This is a genomic window from Gracilimonas mengyeensis (assembly GCF_900182705.1).
In the GTDB taxonomy this organism is placed as follows: Bacteria; Bacteroidota; Rhodothermia; order Balneolales; family Balneolaceae; genus Gracilimonas; species Gracilimonas mengyeensis.
Window position 1 is genome coordinate 12220 of sequence record NZ_FXTP01000008.1, and the last position, 14304, is coordinate 26523.

A 14304-nucleotide genomic window follows, 5' to 3' on the forward strand; every position below is an offset into this window, starting at 1 on the left:
TTAATCTTGAATTTTTAATTCCTTAGCGGTTTTCCCTTTTTCAACATATGCTCCATCCGATCCAGGGTGCGCTCGTCCTGCAGGCATTCCAGGATAGCTTCACGCTCCAACTTCAGCAGGTATGATTCGGGCACTTCCTGTGCTTCGCTTAAATCTCCCCCTGCCAATACGTAAGCCACTCGTTCTGCAACCACTTTATCATAATCCGTGATATAATTGCCTTCGTGCATCACATGCAACATAAGCTTCATAGCGGCCAGCGCTGTTTTGCCCAATACCTTGATCGATGTTTCAGCAGGCGACCGGTAACCGGCATGCACCAGGTTAAGCGCCTCTTGCTTGGCTGTTTTAATAAGCAGATCCCGGTTCATCACGATCGTATCTGAAGGCCGCAAGTACCCCAATTCTTTAGCAAGATGAGCACTTTCCGAAACCTTGGCCATACCAATGGTTTTGAACACTTCCCGGATGAAGGGCAATGGATCGGCCTCTCCCTCTAATTTATTCATGGCTCGTCGCAACAATTCTGTGGTACCACCTCCGGCTGGAATCAATCCAACTCCTATCTCAACCAGTCCCATGTAGGTTTCGTGATGGGCTACCACTTTATCTGAATACAGGCAAAATTCAACGCCTCCGCCCAGGGTTTTGCCAAAGGGAGCTGCGACCACAGGAAAAGGAGCATAGCGCAAAGCAACCGCTGTTTTCTGAAAGTTGTTGACGGCATCCACCACACTATCCCAGTCATCGTTCTGTTTGGCAACCAGTGCTTCTTTTAAATTGGCTCCAAAGGCAAAATTATCGCCATCGTGACTGATCACCAAGGCTTGAAAATCGTGCTTTACCTTATCAAGGGCTTTATACAGAGATTGAACCAACTCTCCACCTAAAGTTGCATTTTTAGTTTTAAACTCAAACAAAGCCACCCCGTCTTCCATATCATGCAGGGCTACACTGTCATTTTCGATAACGGGTACATTTTGTTTTCTCAGGTGCGATACTTTTAACTCGCCTTCGGCTTCTGGAGGAATATCCACCATGGTTTTAGAGCCTGGATGATATACCTCACCATCATCATAAAAAGAGTGGATTCCCGCATCCAGCATTTCCGTAATCAAAGGCGGCACCTCTTTGCCTTCTTTCTGAATTCGCTCGGCGGTTTCTTTAACTCCCAAAGCATCCCAACGCTCAAAAGGCCCCATTTCCCAATTGAAACCCCATTGCATGGCACGGTCAATAGAAAGGGGAGAATCGGTTATCTCAGGGATGCGGTTGGCTGCATACATCAACAAATCACGCTGCACATTCCAAAGAAAATCCCCAATTTTCCCATCCGAGTTTACCAAAAACTTCAGCCTTTTGGAGGTATCTTTAATCTTCCGGGCATCCTCCAACACCGGATCTTCCAGCGTCTGTTGGGATTCATACTCCATGCTTTCCGGATTGATCACCAGGTATTCGCCATCCTGTTTACTGTAAAAACCTTTGCCGGCTTTATTGCCAATCATTCCGTTCTCTACCATCTCTTCAAATTTATCCGGCAGATTGAAAGTTTCCTGCATCTCGTCATCAGGAATAGAGGGGTAGAGGTTTTTAGCCACATGATTGGTTACATCGAGCCCCGCCATGTCGGCCGTCCTAAAGGTTGCGGCTTTGGAATAGCCGGAAATGGTACCGGTAAGCAGGTCAATATCTTCAGCCCGGAAATCACCATAAAAGAAATAGGGCATAATATTAGCGATGGAAAAAATACCCACCCTGTTGGCAATAAAGTTGGGCGTGTCATTACAGATCACCACGCCTTTGCCTAATACCTGCTCACAAAAACGGCGCATATATTGGCTCACATCACTTGCCGTAGAATCGGTGGGTATTACTTCCAACAACTTCATGTAACGGGGAGGATTGAAGAAGTGGGTCCCAAGAAAATGGGTTTTAAACTCCTCACTGCAATCTTCCCCAATCTCTGAGATTGGCAGTCCGGAAGTATTCGAACTGACAATGGTTTTGGGTTTACGAATCTTGTCGATGCGGGCCATCATGTCTTTTTTGATGTCCATTTTTTCGACAATGACCTCGCAAATCCAGTCTGCCTCTTTCAGTAAATCAAAATCGTCCTCAAAATTACCAACTTGTATTCGATCTTTGAAAGCAGGCTTCGCAAAAGGCGCCGGATTCATCTTTGATGCTTTTTGCAGGCTTTCTTCAGCTGTTTTATTTGGACGGTCGGGATCATCGCTCTTCAGGTCCAGTAATATCACATCCAGCCCCGCATTTACGCAATGGGCTGCTATTTGACTGCCCATCACCCCAGAACCTAATACCGCAACTTTTCTGATCGAATACTTTTTCATAATCTTATCCTCTGATTTTCTTTAACCGCTAAGACACAAAAGAGCGCGCAACATATTTTTGTACTATTGCACTACTAGCATATTCGCGGTTTGTTAATCTTCATCTGCATAGATGGAGTCAATCTCTTCCTTATATTTTTCGTTGACGACATTCCGCTTCACTTTAAGCGTGGGTGTAATCTCCCCATCCTCAATGGAAAATTGTTCTTCTAACAATTTGAACTTCTTGACCTTCTCCCATTTTGACAGCTCTGCATTTACCTTATCCACTTCTTTCTGAATGCGTTTGATCACATATTCATTTTCAGTGGGGTTTTCTTCTGGAAATTTATGATGCGTGGTTTCAAACCGTTTTCTCATATTCTCCCAGTTGGGCACAATCAGTGCGCCACAAAATTTATGCTCATTACCTACCACTACGGCCTGTTCAATAAAACCGCTGTTCACCAGTGCATTTTCAATGGGTTGAGGCGCCACATATTTCCCGGTCGATAGCTTAAACAGCGATTTTTTACGATCCGTAACAAACAACCATCCATCCTCATCAAGGTGACCAATATCTCCGGTATGAAACCAGCCGTCTTCATCAATGGCCTCATCTGTTTTCTCGGGCATTTCATAATAGCCCTTCATGATATTCGGGCCTTTAGCCAGGATTTCCCCGTCTTCTGCGATTTTGATTTCAACATCCGCAATTGGCTTACCTGAAGAGCCAATCCGAAGCTCTCCAATAGGAGGGCCGGTAAGCACCGGAGAAGTTTCTGTAAGGCCATAACCCAGTCCGCAGTAAATACCGATACCATTGATAAACCGAGCAATGTTAGGTGATAAGGCGGCTCCGCCCACATTAAACCCAACCATACGGCCACCAAACAGTTCTCGAATTTTGGAATACACCAACATATCGGCAATTTTCCACTTCCATTTTGCAGGAGGATTTTCGGGATCATAATTTTCTGCAAGATGCACGGCCCAGTAGTAGAGCTGCTTCTTAATCCCACTCATTTCCTGTCCCTTAACTTTAATGCCTGTCACAATTTTCTCGAGCAAACGAGGAACCGTAACCAGGTAAATGGGTTTTATAGAAGCAAAATCATCACGTATACTTTCTACTTCTTCAATATAATATGGCGGCACCCCACAGTGGGCGTAAATATAGGAGGCTGTCCGTTCAAACATGTGTGCCAGCGGCAGGTAAGATATCACCTTGGGTGTTTCGTAATCTTCTGGCTCAAAGGGGAACAATTCATAGGCCCGCAGAGCATTACCGGCAATATTATCGTGCGTGAGCATTACACCTTTGGGTACGCCGGTAGTTCCCGAGGTATAAATCAGGGTAGCTAAATCATCAGGCTCAACTTGGTTCCGCATTTTTTCAAATAAAGTGGGTTCTTCTTCTCCCTTCTTAACACCCATTTCTAATACATCTTCAAAGGTGCGTAACTTTCCATGATTTGAACCGAGAATGGAGATAATAGTTTCCACGCTTTCAATCTCTTTAATCAAAGGCTTGGTTTCGGAGAAAACCTCATCATCAGAAACAAAGTGAATCTTAGCTCCTGAATTCTCCAATATGTACTTAATCTGCTCGCCCGGTTGGGTAGTGTATATAGGCACCAATACCGCACCCAATGAAAGCACCGCTTGGTCAATTACCATCCACTCGGTTGAGTTTTCTGCATGAAGCGATACCTTATCGCCTTTACGAACCCCCAGTTCATATAATCCAAGAGCTAAATCCTGAACCATCTGTTCAAAATCCTGAAGCGAGGTCTCAATCCATTCTCCATCTCGCTTTACGGCTGAAAATATCCCGGTTTCATTTTTCTGCATACCTTCAGAAACCAGAGATAAAATTGTAGTTGGTTCGTACTTCATAATATTTCCCTATTATGATTTATGAGAGTTTCGGATATTTTTGAGCCTGATTTTTATATCACAAGGCACTATCCACTTTTATATCTAATTTGAGAGGATGATATTATCCATAAAGCGTTCATCTGTTACTTTCGATACCAGAACAAATCAAGCTTTTAGCATCGCAGCAAAATTATCTTCATACCAACCTCAAAGCAATCTTACTTTCATTAAAATACTGAAAGCGATTCCACCCTTTATTTTAACAACTTAACACCGTTAATCAAACTGTAATTTTTTTATGTTTATTGAGGAAAGTCTAAAATCCAAAGCCGAAGCCTATTTCAATTTTTCTCACAAGCACATGGGACATGCTTTGGGAATTGAATTTACCCATATAGCTAAGAATAAGTTAACGGCTATCATGCCTGTAAATGAAAATTCCGTTCAACCTTTTGGGATACTGCATGGGGGCGCTTCGGTGGCCCTGGCCGAAACGTTGTGCTCTGTAGGTGGTTGGTTTTTACTGGATGACAATGAGAAAACAGTGGTGGGCGTTGAGATCAATGCCAATCATATCCGGTCGGTTAAAATGGGGGGAACCGTTACTGCAACGGCCAAACCGGTTCATGCGGGCCGTAAAATTCAGGTATGGGAGTGTGAAATCAGGGATGAAAAAGAGAAGCTCGTATGCTCTTCACGGTGTACTTTGGCGGTTATAAAGGCTGGAAAATAAGCCTGAACACCTGCCAAGCCACTCTTACACATTTACCGCTACTTGAACACATCGCGAGAGCACGTTTTATTTGTTGATCAAAAGTAGCACCCCGAAAACCCAATCTGTTTTATAAAAAAAAAGATGCAGCTGTATAACTTCTCCAGCTACATCTCTCAGATATGAAATTGAATAAAGGCTACCGAGAACCCGGTATCATATCATCAATGTAGCTTCTGCTACCAAGCTGTAATGCCAAATGAAGTTACCCCAAATGACCCTTATTGATGTATGCGAATTCTCTTGCGACAGTACTGTTTGAAATTCAGAGTCCTGCCTGTTGAAATAAAAACTTACCTGTAAGTTAGGATATCCACAAAATTTTACAACTGACTTTAATCCCCCATTTGTGCTTTTTCTTAAATAGAAATATCAGCTAAAGATGCTGAAAACAAGTTCTCCTGATGTACCAATTCTTGCGGTGCCCCTTGAGAGGTTATTTTTCCTTTTTCGATGATATAAATCCTGTTAGCAAGCTTGGCGCTTTGCACACGATGTGTCACTAAAATAATGCCCATTTCCTCTCTCCTTTTCATGAGCATTTTCAGCATCTCTTGTTCTGTATCCCGGTCCATGGCAGAAGTAGCCTCATCCAGTAATAATAAATCCGGTTTTTGATAGAGTGCCCTTGCAAGGGCTACTAATTGTTGCTGCCCCCCCGATATATTCACTCCTTCTTCGCCCAGCAACGTACCATATTGTTGCGGAAAGTTTTCGAAATACTTACTAAAACCAAACTCTTTGCAGAATGCCACTACCTTTTCGGCATCTTCTGCATTGCCCAGGCAGATATTATCCAATAAACTACCGTTGAATATTTTAACTTGTTGGGAAACTGCCGCCATGTGACCTCTCCAGGATTCCAACGACAGGTCTTCCATCTCAAGACCGTTATTGGCAATTATTTTCCCTTGTTCAGGCTTATAAAATCGCTGTAAAATTTGCAGCAAGGTAGTTTTACCGCAACCACTTTCTCCCAGTAAAGCTATCATTTCTCCCTTTTCAACACTAAAAGTTACGTTCTGTAATAACTGGGAGCGGCCCGGAAAACGGAAGGAAAGACCTTTCACTTCAAGGCGGTTAAATTCTTTAAGTGATTGTACTTCTTCTTTGATTTCTCCTTCAGGATCCAGAGAAGTAAATTCATACATGCGATCGAAAGCAACCCTCGCTTCCTGTATTTGTATGTTGGTAAGCGCCAGCCGGTTGGCCGATGGCATAAGCTGATTGGTCATTTGAAAAACGGCTACCAGCACGCCAATCATAATATCTCCGCTTAGCACCAGCATGGCGCCAAAAAGCAGTACGCAAACGGTGAATACCACTTCTATAATATTGGCCCAAAAGCTAAAATGAATGCCAATTTTACCTAGATCAAAAATCTGATCCTGGAAAAACCCATATACCGTTTTCGTAAGGTTGGAAAAGAATGACTGCCGGTTTCCTGTTTTGATAGTGGCTATGCCCTGAATAGTATCCACATAATTGCTTTCATTGGCAGAATGCGCCGCCATCACCTTCTTCTGTCCATCCAGAATAGAATCATGAAAATACCAGGTGAGCAGGAAGTACAAAGGTACACTGAGTAACACAAAACCACCCAATAAGCCCGAATGGTAAAAAATGTATCCGGACGCGACTATTATCATCAGCACATCAATCATCACATCTGCAAAAAGATAGGTCACCGTTTGCTGCAGCCTTCGGGTATCGTTCATGCGGGCAATCAAATCCCCGGTTTTTCGGTTGAAAAAAAAAGGCACGGGCAGTTGCAGAAGAGCATCGTAAAAGTTATTGATTACGCGGTTGTTAAAGTCCCGGCTTTGGCGAATCAAAAATAGCCGGCGAATGTAAATCAATCCGCTTTGAGCCAGCAGCAAAAAACCCAAAAAAGCCACCCCAATAAATAGACGGGTAACATCCCGGTCTGGTAAAATATCATCAATCAAAGTTTGGGAAAATATAGCTGTTGACAGGCTCAAAGCGGTAATAAAAATACCCAGCGCCAAAGCCAGCCCCAATATTTGAACATCTTCTTTTACCAATCGCTTAATCCAATTCCAGCGATCCTTATCCCTTTCCCTTTTTACTACCAGCTGCTCTGTAGGCTTTAACACTAGCAGCGCCTTGCTTTGCCACTGTTCTTGTAGTTTCTCTTCCGGCATCCACTGGACGGTACCTTCAGCCGGATCCCCAATTAGCAGCTGATTCCCTTCACAACCATAATACACCACATAATGCTGAAGTCTTTTATCTTTTACGATGTGAAGTATGGCAGGGTGTTCCAACTTCTTCAGGTTTTCAAGGTCGCCCTCAAAAGCCTGCGCATCCAGGCCAATCTCGCCGGCCGCCTGATATAACCCCAATAAAGTAGTACCCTGCTGGTTAGTTCCGCTCATTTCGCGCAGCCTTTCCAGCTTGGCCTCACTATCATAAAAGTGCATAACGGAAGCAAGGCATGCTACGCCACAATCAGACTGGTCTTTTTGCCTCACAAAGCCTTTATCTGCTTGTTTATGAATAGATGAAATCGTGCTGTTATCTGCCATCGTGGCTTTTATGAAATTCGAGAAGTTAGATTAGAATGGTATATCTATTTTATGAGGCTGTACAGAGCGTCTGCCCTTACCTGCCCTTTAAAGCGCTCCGTTAGCGTACTATCTGTAGTATACACCATGGTAGCCGGCACCACTTCTACGCCAAAGAAGTCCCTAACGCTGCCGGAATAATCCCTGGCAATAGAAAAACGTGTGGTATCGATAGGAAATGACTCTGTGAATTCGTTGATTGCTGAACTACTCTCGTTAGAAACTAAAATGATCCAAGCCTCTTTAGTAAGATCAGCATGATCATGCATATCTTTTATTTCTGCCTGACAATATTGGCATCCCGTATTAAAGTAATTGATGATTATGGGACGAGCTTCAGCTTGATTCATTGCATGAGGGCTATATAAATATTCAAGCTGCATATCTTCAGGCAAGGTATCGGTCCGGTCTCTTACTTCTTGCTCTTCAATCATCCCCTGAAACAGAATATATCCCATCACACCAATGGCAACCAGCACCAGGATTACCATAATAAAAGCAATTGTTTTCTTCATTGTAGTTAGCTTACCTGAAAGGTTAAAAATGCCACGAGAACCAGCCATAACAGAAGTCCTAATCCATAAGAAGGAATAACGATATTAAGACTGTCCACAAAACTAGGCTTCCATTGTTTAGAGAGCAACCAAGCTATTAATCCAATATACATTACTTCAAATACATTGATGATTTGAAGCGGATATACGGCCCATTCCGCATTTATATTTTCGATACCTATCAAGCTGAGTGCGGATAGCGGATAATACCCGGCAATACTTTCCACCGTAAGGGTATCCAGGTTTTGAAGCAGACTATACAAGAATATTATCTGCGCACATATAAAAACAACCTCGCCTACCAAAGCCATTTTAAAAACCCTGTTGAATTTAAGATCTACCGATGCCAACACTGCCCCTATGCTTATACAAACAGCAGCAAACGATGCTTTTAGAGCAATCATCAGAGGCGTGAGAAGATAACTTAGCCACCAGTATTGGCTTTGGGCATCCAGGAAAGCCTGGAGATTTTGCTGTCCTAATTGTTCAGAGAAGCTGCGGTAGTAGAGTTCATCACTAAAAATGTATTGCTGGGATATGAAATCAAATATCATATAAATGATGGATATGATGACAAACAAAACCCAGCCATTCCACTCATTAACAGCAAAACCACTTTCATTTTTCTCACTGTTGCCAGCATCAATTGCTAATTCATGAGCTGCCATATATTTATCCTGCAAACCATTTTGCAACGGTAACAGCAGATACATAGACTGCCGTTGTAATTATGGTAAAACCAAGGGAAAAAAGGATATGCTGAAAAGAAGTTTTTTGAGGATGCCCTTTTTTGGAAGCATACCAGCCATAGGCACCAACAGATAGCATACCCAACACGCCTGTTGTACTCAAGGTAAAGCCTCTATATTCGAGCAATGTGACGGAATGATCAACAAGAAAAAAGATGCACATAAAAATAAGAAAAGAGATACTAAGCCAATACGCCATTTGCGTGGATGTAATCGAAAACTCAGACTTTGTAGTGTTCATAACCCTGTCTTATCATTTTGTATTAATTATAATAACTGAACATGGGATATTCCCACATTCAGTCACTTATCAGATTAGATATAATTAGCTAAGTGCATAGCAAACACCGCCTGCAATGGCACCGCCTACTGCTCCTACGACTAGTCCTTTAACACCTAATCTCCATGTTAGTTTAGCTCCGTTTGCAACAGCACCCCCCACAGCAGCTGCCCAGCCTCCGCCAGCAGCTCCTCCAGTGACCACAGCGCAAACATCTCCACCTTGAATATGTTCCATTTCGTTGAATTCTAATGCGTTCATAGCTATACCTCTAATGATTAGTTATGATTTTAACTGAAAAATGGCTGAATTGGAGGCATTGGAAAACAATCTTTAATTGCTTTACATGCTTCGATATAAACAGCCAAATTTCAATATTAAACTATAGACTAAAGCAAAAAATCCAATATTTTCTATTATCCAATTTGTGACATAAACCTGATTTTCCAAACCTCCTAAAGTTTTACACCTTAGCTTTTCTAACTGCAACTAATTCAGCCATTCCATAGAACTTAGCTCCCTTTTCTTCGTGATAAGGTTTTTGAGGCTCTCTTCCGGGGTAACATCTTCGGGCAAATCTGCTTTTTTAACATCATGAATGATGCTGCCTTCATCCAAAATTACATATCGATCGCAAACATCCGCACATAGCTTCAAAGAGTGCGAAGTTACCAGTAGCGTTTTGGAAGAGTTTAGCTTTTGAAGTATTTCCTTAAGCAGTTCACGCGAATCAGTGTCAAGATGTACAAAGGGTTCATCCAGCACCAGGAATACCGGGTTATGGATCATGGCCGCAGCCAGGCTAATTTTAATGCGGTTACCGGTTGAATACTCACTGAGTTTTTTGTTTCCATCTTCGACTTCAAAAGTATGAAGCAAGTTATCAATCCGATCTTTCACTTGTTGTTTATCCTCTAGCCCATGTAAACCGGCCGCAAACTGCAGGTATTCCCTTGCTTTCATTTTCTCAAAAAAATGAGGCTCGCTCAGGCTTAAACCTATCTTATGTTTATAGCTATGATCTTCTGCTTTAACTTCTTTGCCCTTAAATTTCAGCAACCCCTCAAAAGATATCAGGTTACAGATTATGTGAATAAGAGAGGTTTTACCACTTCCGTTGTTCCCGATCAGAGCCACCTTTTCTCCCTCACTGAGCTCCAGGTTCAAGCCCTCAAATAACAACAGGTTTTTATACTTTTTGGTGATGTTTTTGAGTTCTAAAAGCATTGTATTAACTCCAAAGAATCAAACCATTTTCAATACATAAAAGTACAATAAGCAGTATGACTTTGGTGCAAGAAAAATGCAGCTTATTAATGTTATGCATTTTAAAAAATATTGAATGCTGCTGATAACTTAGTCTCATAAAACCAAAGACCAGCACCACGTTTATAAGAAGCAAAGCATTTAATAATGCACTATTTAACCAAAAGGCCAAAGCGAAATAACTGCCTAACAAAAACAGGTTTAAAGGTAAGGTGCCATCCAATATCAGTAATCTAAGGATGAGGCGGGTTAGCATCACTTGTTTATGTAGCGCAGTTCCTTTCTCCATAGAAAGTAGGTTCCATATAAACTAACTATAATAGAACATAAGGCAAGAGCCTGTACAATAGGAGCCCCAAAAAGTACCATCAGAAAAGCGGAATTAGGCATAAGAGCATAGATGATGTGCAGAATACTCTCATCCACCAAATAGGTGATATCCAGCTGCAGCATGATGGCAAAAAATGCGACGATAATAACATTCTTAAATTGCTCTTCATACCGGTATTTGATGGTATTTGCTACCACTAATAGCAGCAGCATTAGCAGACAGTAAAGAACTTGAATAGCCATCACATATAAAGTTTCCACCTCAGTGGCAAGGCTGGTCCACGTAATGGCGGCCAGACAAAGCAAGACCGGTACCAGAAAATGTGGGTCTCTTAAAGTATGTCTCAGTTCTTCTTTCAGTAAATCCCTTGGGGCGACAGGAAAATTTTGAAACCGTCGCTGAGATTGATATCGGTAGTCTTTCTCACGGTTTATACTGAATATATAGAGTATAGGCGTGGTTGTTGATACGATATAAATAGCTCGTAAAAAGTCGTAGGTATACAGTTCTTCCGCATCTATGAATATCACAATGACATACATCATTGCGATCAATAAGGGGATAAGGTATGTCCAAAGTCTGTTTTTCATGAGCTTTTAATATAAAGCAAAGCCACCACAATGTAGGATGGCTTTGCGTTTATAATTTAGAGTAGATGTATTAATTGGCACAAGCATTAATCAAGCCGGCTGTACTTACAACACGGCTAAAAGCCCAGGCTCCAAGAGCCAGACCGGTGCCTCCTGAAGCCACCAAGAATGCAGTACTGCCAATTGCAGCAACTGCAAATATTGCAACACCGGCTGCACAACTCCCGGCTTGTATTTCTTCCATTTGATGAAGTTCTAACGTTTGCATAATTGTACCTCTAATGAATTAGTTAGGGTTGGGTGTACCTTTGACTCCTAATTGACAGCATAGAAGAATTTATAATCCAACTTTTAATCTTCCGGCAATCAAAAGTACACGGCACAATTAATTACCGCGGCGCATTAAGTACAACAACATCTATTCTCCCATTTGTGCCAGCTACAAATTCATTCAGGAAGCTCATATTTGCATTTTTAAGCCCTTTTATACTGGTAAATCTGTGACTTTGCAATGACCTTCAAATAATCTTCTCTCCACCTTATCAGGATCTCCAATAACTAAAAATCTTCAGGAAAAATCCTCTGTTCTCTCAAGAATAATTCCAGTATAAATGAGTAGCTAAAACAACAAACCGCCGGTTAAAATAAAAAGGGACAGGAACCGCAGGTGTCCATTACCCATACGCTACCTGACCCCATTAGTGTTTTGGAATTATCACTCCGTTAAAATTTTAAAGTAATTATCCTTTTTTAGGAAAGTGATATAAAGCAATGGCAAAAAATACACCAGTAAGGCAGTTAGCATAACTCCCGTGCCTACAAACTCAAAAAATGTAAGAACGGATAGTATTATAATAACTGGTATTCCTAACAGGTAAAAAGCATCAGGAATGCCATGCTTAACTTTGATGACTGAATTATTTGCCAATGCCACATTAACCTTTTTCTTGATCCAGTAGGAACTTGCTATGATTTCATATTCGCCTGATTCGGGAAGGGTTATTTTTTTTAACTCTCCCGGACGCAGTTCATAGTCTCCTAGCCCCACTGTCAGGAAGAACCTTGTAAGTGGGAATGTGCTTCTTTCTACTGTTACGGTTATGTCATCCATATGAGACAGATCTTATCTGTATCAGGAATATGCACAGCTACAGCGCTACTCCCATACCAAGTGCCGTAGGACCGGCAATAGCTAAACCAATGGGACCAAAGCTGGCTCCGATACTAGCCACTAACCCAACAGTTGCGATGAATTTCTCGGCATCATCACACCGGTCGCCACCATTAATTTTTTCCATCTCTGTTATATCCAAAGCATTCATAATTGTACCTCTATTTGTTGATATTTTATTTTCAGGATACACTCTCTATCAAAAAGAGACTCATTTATAAAACCTGGTAAATGTAGTCTTTTCCTTTATATAGAAATTGCATCTCCCTTTATTGTGGAGAACATGGTAAGATATAAAGGGTTTTCAATATCTAATCTGTGAGGTTTTCAAGCCGCCTGATTTTCTTCCCGAAGTATCGTCAGGTTTTTATCGAAGTGATTGGCCAGGAATTTATGAAGGGCTTTCTCATCAGGCAGGCCGGTTGATACTGCTATCTTGTAGCCAATTGCTTCAGGGTCTTTCTTGATTTCATTTTTAATCAGACGCAGCCGGTACAGCTTAAGATGATCTTTAGGATTAATGCCAAACTCTTTGGTAAAACACCTGCAGAAATAGGACCTCGAATACCCCATACACGTAGCCCAGTCTGACACTGTTCTTATTTCGAGGTAATTTTCTTCCAATATTCGAATTGCTTCTGCAACATCACACCGATCAACTGCTTGCCCCATAGTAGTAGTATTTTATATGATCTGTTATATCTCTTCCTACATGAAAGAGTAAACAAATCACTATTTGTTACAAGAAAGGCAGATCAAATCAATTTGATAACTTTAAATGCACTGAATTATTCGAGTATATAAACCTTATTTTCTTCTATTGAATAAGCAAAGAAAAAATCTGAATTTGCTGTAAGGCGCTCTATCGCAAATGGTAACCTTGTTACTAATTGGGGCGATTTTTCGGATGAAAGAGTATCCGAAAAATAGTAAATGGATTTATTAGAATATTTTAAACTTCCGCTATTATCTTCCAAAACCAGATACACTTCCTCACTCCCCTCTCTTTTCGCCATGTCTTTGGCAAGCATTAATTCCTGTGGATTTAAGCGATAATTAGAACCACCATTTGCCGTAGAAACTGATTCGAGCCCCAGGTCCTGAGGTTCCTCAAAAGCCGTAGTACGTACCTCTACTTTCTTTTGCTGCTCACCAACTTTGAACCGTGTTATCGCATTTTGATACTTCGAAAGGTGCAGTAGCCCATCACTACTTAAAAGTAAATTTCCTTCCCGGTTAAACATGCGTTCCATGCCTTTGACCTTGTTAAAAAATCCATCTCCAATATCCAGGGTTTGTTGCTCTCCTGTCTCCAGGTTTAGTTTCGAAAGTGGCTGCTCCATATGCATCCCCTGTATAAACATTTCATAATCATTTCCTGCTATTCTGAAAGGAGGAGAGTTTAGTACAATATCTTCTTCAAATTCAGATTCTTTCACATCCCAAACCAATAGCTTAGCATTAGGATAGTCGGCCAGGTAAATTTTATCATTTTTGGTAATGTACAAATCTGATATCATCTGAAACTCTGCTGGACCGCGTCCCCTTGCCAGTTTCATTTGCTCTAGTTCATCTGTTCTTAAATCATAGGTAAATAAAATTCCTCTAGTGTATTCAAACCAAACCAGGTAATCATCATTAGCATCAAAAGAATCGTAGGTATTCTCAGTCTTGAAGGAGTAATCTATTTCTCCAATTACCTCAAAATCATGCGCTTGTTGGGCAAATAAAGAAGTGCTTATTAAACACAGTATAATAATTGCTCTCATGCCAAGTATTGAATAAGGGG

Annotated in this window: 16 protein-coding genes; 1 reads left to right on the forward strand and 15 read right to left on the reverse strand. The window is 41.4% G+C overall.

From position 1 onward, the window contains the following. Nucleotides 1-14: 14 nt before the first annotated feature. Together FN815_RS09890 and FN815_RS09895 are read right to left on the reverse strand one after the other, a co-directional pair. A complete protein-coding gene (locus tag FN815_RS09890; protein ID WP_142454480.1) occupies nucleotides 15-2354 on the reverse strand; it encodes a 3-hydroxyacyl-CoA dehydrogenase/enoyl-CoA hydratase family protein in 2340 nt (779 codons plus the stop codon). A 93-nt stretch (nucleotides 2355-2447) separates the two neighbouring features. Then, entirely contained in the window at nucleotides 2448-4232 is a 1785-nt protein-coding gene (locus tag FN815_RS09895; protein ID WP_142454481.1) for an AMP-dependent synthetase/ligase, read from the reverse strand. Nucleotides 4233-4575: 343 nt separating this feature from the next. On the opposite strand from FN815_RS09895, the gene FN815_RS09900 reads away from it, so the two are divergent. Further along, complete coding sequence (locus tag FN815_RS09900; RefSeq protein ID WP_425461076.1) at nucleotides 4576-4947, forward strand: PaaI family thioesterase; 372 nt, start codon at nucleotides 4576-4578, stop codon at nucleotides 4945-4947. Nucleotides 4948-5345: 398 nt separating this feature from the next. On the opposite strand, the gene FN815_RS09905 is transcribed toward FN815_RS09900, so the two are convergent. The 13 genes from FN815_RS09905 to FN815_RS09960 form a co-directional block, all read right to left on the reverse strand. Further along, a complete protein-coding gene (locus tag FN815_RS09905; RefSeq protein WP_142454483.1) occupies nucleotides 5346-7535 on the reverse strand; it encodes a peptidase domain-containing ABC transporter in 2190 nt (729 codons plus the stop codon). Between the two features lie 44 nt (nucleotides 7536-7579). Next, nucleotides 7580-8089, reverse strand: coding sequence for a TlpA family protein disulfide reductase (locus FN815_RS09910; protein WP_185957250.1), 510 nt, complete (start codon nucleotides 8087-8089; stop codon nucleotides 7580-7582). 5 nt (nucleotides 8090-8094) lie between these two features. Then, nucleotides 8095-8841 (reverse strand): hypothetical protein, encoded by a 747-nt coding sequence (locus tag FN815_RS09915; RefSeq protein WP_142454485.1) that lies wholly within the window; start codon nucleotides 8839-8841, stop codon nucleotides 8095-8097. Continuing rightward, complete coding sequence (locus tag FN815_RS09920; RefSeq protein ID WP_142454486.1) at nucleotides 8801-9118, reverse strand: hypothetical protein; 318 nt, start codon at nucleotides 9116-9118, stop codon at nucleotides 8801-8803. The genes FN815_RS09915 and FN815_RS09920 overlap by 41 nt, the downstream gene beginning before the upstream one ends. Before the next feature lie 84 nt (nucleotides 9119-9202). Continuing rightward, a complete protein-coding gene (locus FN815_RS09925) occupies nucleotides 9203-9418 on the reverse strand; it encodes a ComC/BlpC family peptide pheromone/bacteriocin (protein ID WP_142454487.1) in 216 nt (71 codons plus the stop codon). A 228-nt stretch (nucleotides 9419-9646) separates the two neighbouring features. After that, nucleotides 9647-10384 carry an ABC transporter ATP-binding protein gene (locus FN815_RS09930; RefSeq protein ID WP_142454488.1) on the reverse strand — a complete coding sequence of 246 codons (738 nt, stop codon included), beginning with the start codon at nucleotides 10382-10384 and terminating at the stop codon, nucleotides 9647-9649. 4 nt (nucleotides 10385-10388) lie between these two features. After that, nucleotides 10389-10712 (reverse strand): hypothetical protein, encoded by a 324-nt coding sequence (locus tag FN815_RS09935; RefSeq protein ID WP_142454489.1) that lies wholly within the window; start codon nucleotides 10710-10712, stop codon nucleotides 10389-10391. After that, nucleotides 10679-11344, reverse strand: coding sequence for a hypothetical protein (locus tag FN815_RS09940; protein WP_142454490.1), 666 nt, complete (start codon nucleotides 11342-11344; stop codon nucleotides 10679-10681). Before FN815_RS09940 ends, FN815_RS09935 begins: the two co-directional genes overlap by 34 nt. A 70-nt stretch (nucleotides 11345-11414) precedes the next feature. Next, nucleotides 11415-11612 (reverse strand): hypothetical protein, encoded by a 198-nt coding sequence (locus tag FN815_RS09945; RefSeq protein ID WP_142454491.1) that lies wholly within the window; start codon nucleotides 11610-11612, stop codon nucleotides 11415-11417. A gap of 447 nt (nucleotides 11613-12059) precedes the next feature. After that, on the reverse strand, nucleotides 12060-12455 hold the full coding sequence (locus FN815_RS09950) for a hypothetical protein (RefSeq protein ID WP_142454492.1): 396 nt from the start codon (nucleotides 12453-12455) through the stop codon (nucleotides 12060-12062). A 37-nt stretch (nucleotides 12456-12492) separates the two neighbouring features. Next, nucleotides 12493-12666, reverse strand: coding sequence for a hypothetical protein (locus FN815_RS18890; protein WP_185957251.1), 174 nt, complete (start codon nucleotides 12664-12666; stop codon nucleotides 12493-12495). 176 nt (nucleotides 12667-12842) lie between these two features. Then, a complete protein-coding gene (locus tag FN815_RS09955) occupies nucleotides 12843-13187 on the reverse strand; it encodes a helix-turn-helix domain-containing protein (RefSeq protein WP_142454493.1) in 345 nt (114 codons plus the stop codon). 116 nt (nucleotides 13188-13303) lie between these two features. Then, on the reverse strand, nucleotides 13304-14284 hold the full coding sequence (locus tag FN815_RS09960; RefSeq protein ID WP_142454494.1) for a 6-bladed beta-propeller: 981 nt from the start codon (nucleotides 14282-14284) through the stop codon (nucleotides 13304-13306). Nucleotides 14285-14304 lie beyond the last annotated feature (20 nt).

What these genes read in the sequence shown, in the direction of transcription:
- FN815_RS09950 (WP_142454492.1), bottom strand. Translation starts at nt 12,455, where the DNA reads ATGGATGACATAACCGTAACAGTAGAAAGAAGCACATTCCCACTTACA.
- FN815_RS09910 (WP_185957250.1), bottom strand. Translation starts at nt 8,089, where the DNA reads ATGAAGAAAACAATTGCTTTTATTATGGTAATCCTGGTGCTGGTTGCC.
- FN815_RS09890 (WP_142454480.1), bottom strand. Translation starts at nt 2,354, where the DNA reads ATGAAAAAGTATTCGATCAGAAAAGTTGCGGTATTAGGTTCTGGGGTG.
- FN815_RS09925 (WP_142454487.1), bottom strand. Translation starts at nt 9,418, where the DNA reads ATGAACGCATTAGAATTCAACGAAATGGAACATATTCAAGGTGGAGAT.
- FN815_RS09915 (WP_142454485.1), bottom strand. Translation starts at nt 8,841, where the DNA reads ATGTATCTGCTGTTACCGTTGCAAAATGGTTTGCAGGATAAATATATG.
- FN815_RS09945 (WP_142454491.1), bottom strand. Translation starts at nt 11,612, where the DNA reads ATGCAAACGTTAGAACTTCATCAAATGGAAGAAATACAAGCCGGGAGT.
- FN815_RS09900 (WP_425461076.1), top strand. Translation starts at nt 4,576, where the DNA reads ATGGGACATGCTTTGGGAATTGAATTTACCCATATAGCTAAGAATAAG.
- FN815_RS09955 (WP_142454493.1), bottom strand. Translation starts at nt 13,187, where the DNA reads ATGGGGCAAGCAGTTGATCGGTGTGATGTTGCAGAAGCAATTCGAATA.
- FN815_RS09895 (WP_142454481.1), bottom strand. Translation starts at nt 4,232, where the DNA reads ATGAAGTACGAACCAACTACAATTTTATCTCTGGTTTCTGAAGGTATG.
- FN815_RS09905 (WP_142454483.1), bottom strand. Translation starts at nt 7,535, where the DNA reads ATGGCAGATAACAGCACGATTTCATCTATTCATAAACAAGCAGATAAA.
- FN815_RS09935 (WP_142454489.1), bottom strand. Translation starts at nt 10,712, where the DNA reads ATGGAGAAAGGAACTGCGCTACATAAACAAGTGATGCTAACCCGCCTC.
- FN815_RS18890 (WP_185957251.1), bottom strand. Translation starts at nt 12,666, where the DNA reads ATGAATGCTTTGGATATAACAGAGATGGAAAAAATTAATGGTGGCGAC.
- FN815_RS09930 (WP_142454488.1), bottom strand. Translation starts at nt 10,384, where the DNA reads ATGCTTTTAGAACTCAAAAACATCACCAAAAAGTATAAAAACCTGTTG.
- FN815_RS09960 (WP_142454494.1), bottom strand. Translation starts at nt 14,284, where the DNA reads ATGAGAGCAATTATTATACTGTGTTTAATAAGCACTTCTTTATTTGCC.
- FN815_RS09920 (WP_142454486.1), bottom strand. Translation starts at nt 9,118, where the DNA reads ATGAACACTACAAAGTCTGAGTTTTCGATTACATCCACGCAAATGGCG.
- FN815_RS09940 (WP_142454490.1), bottom strand. Translation starts at nt 11,344, where the DNA reads ATGAAAAACAGACTTTGGACATACCTTATCCCCTTATTGATCGCAATG.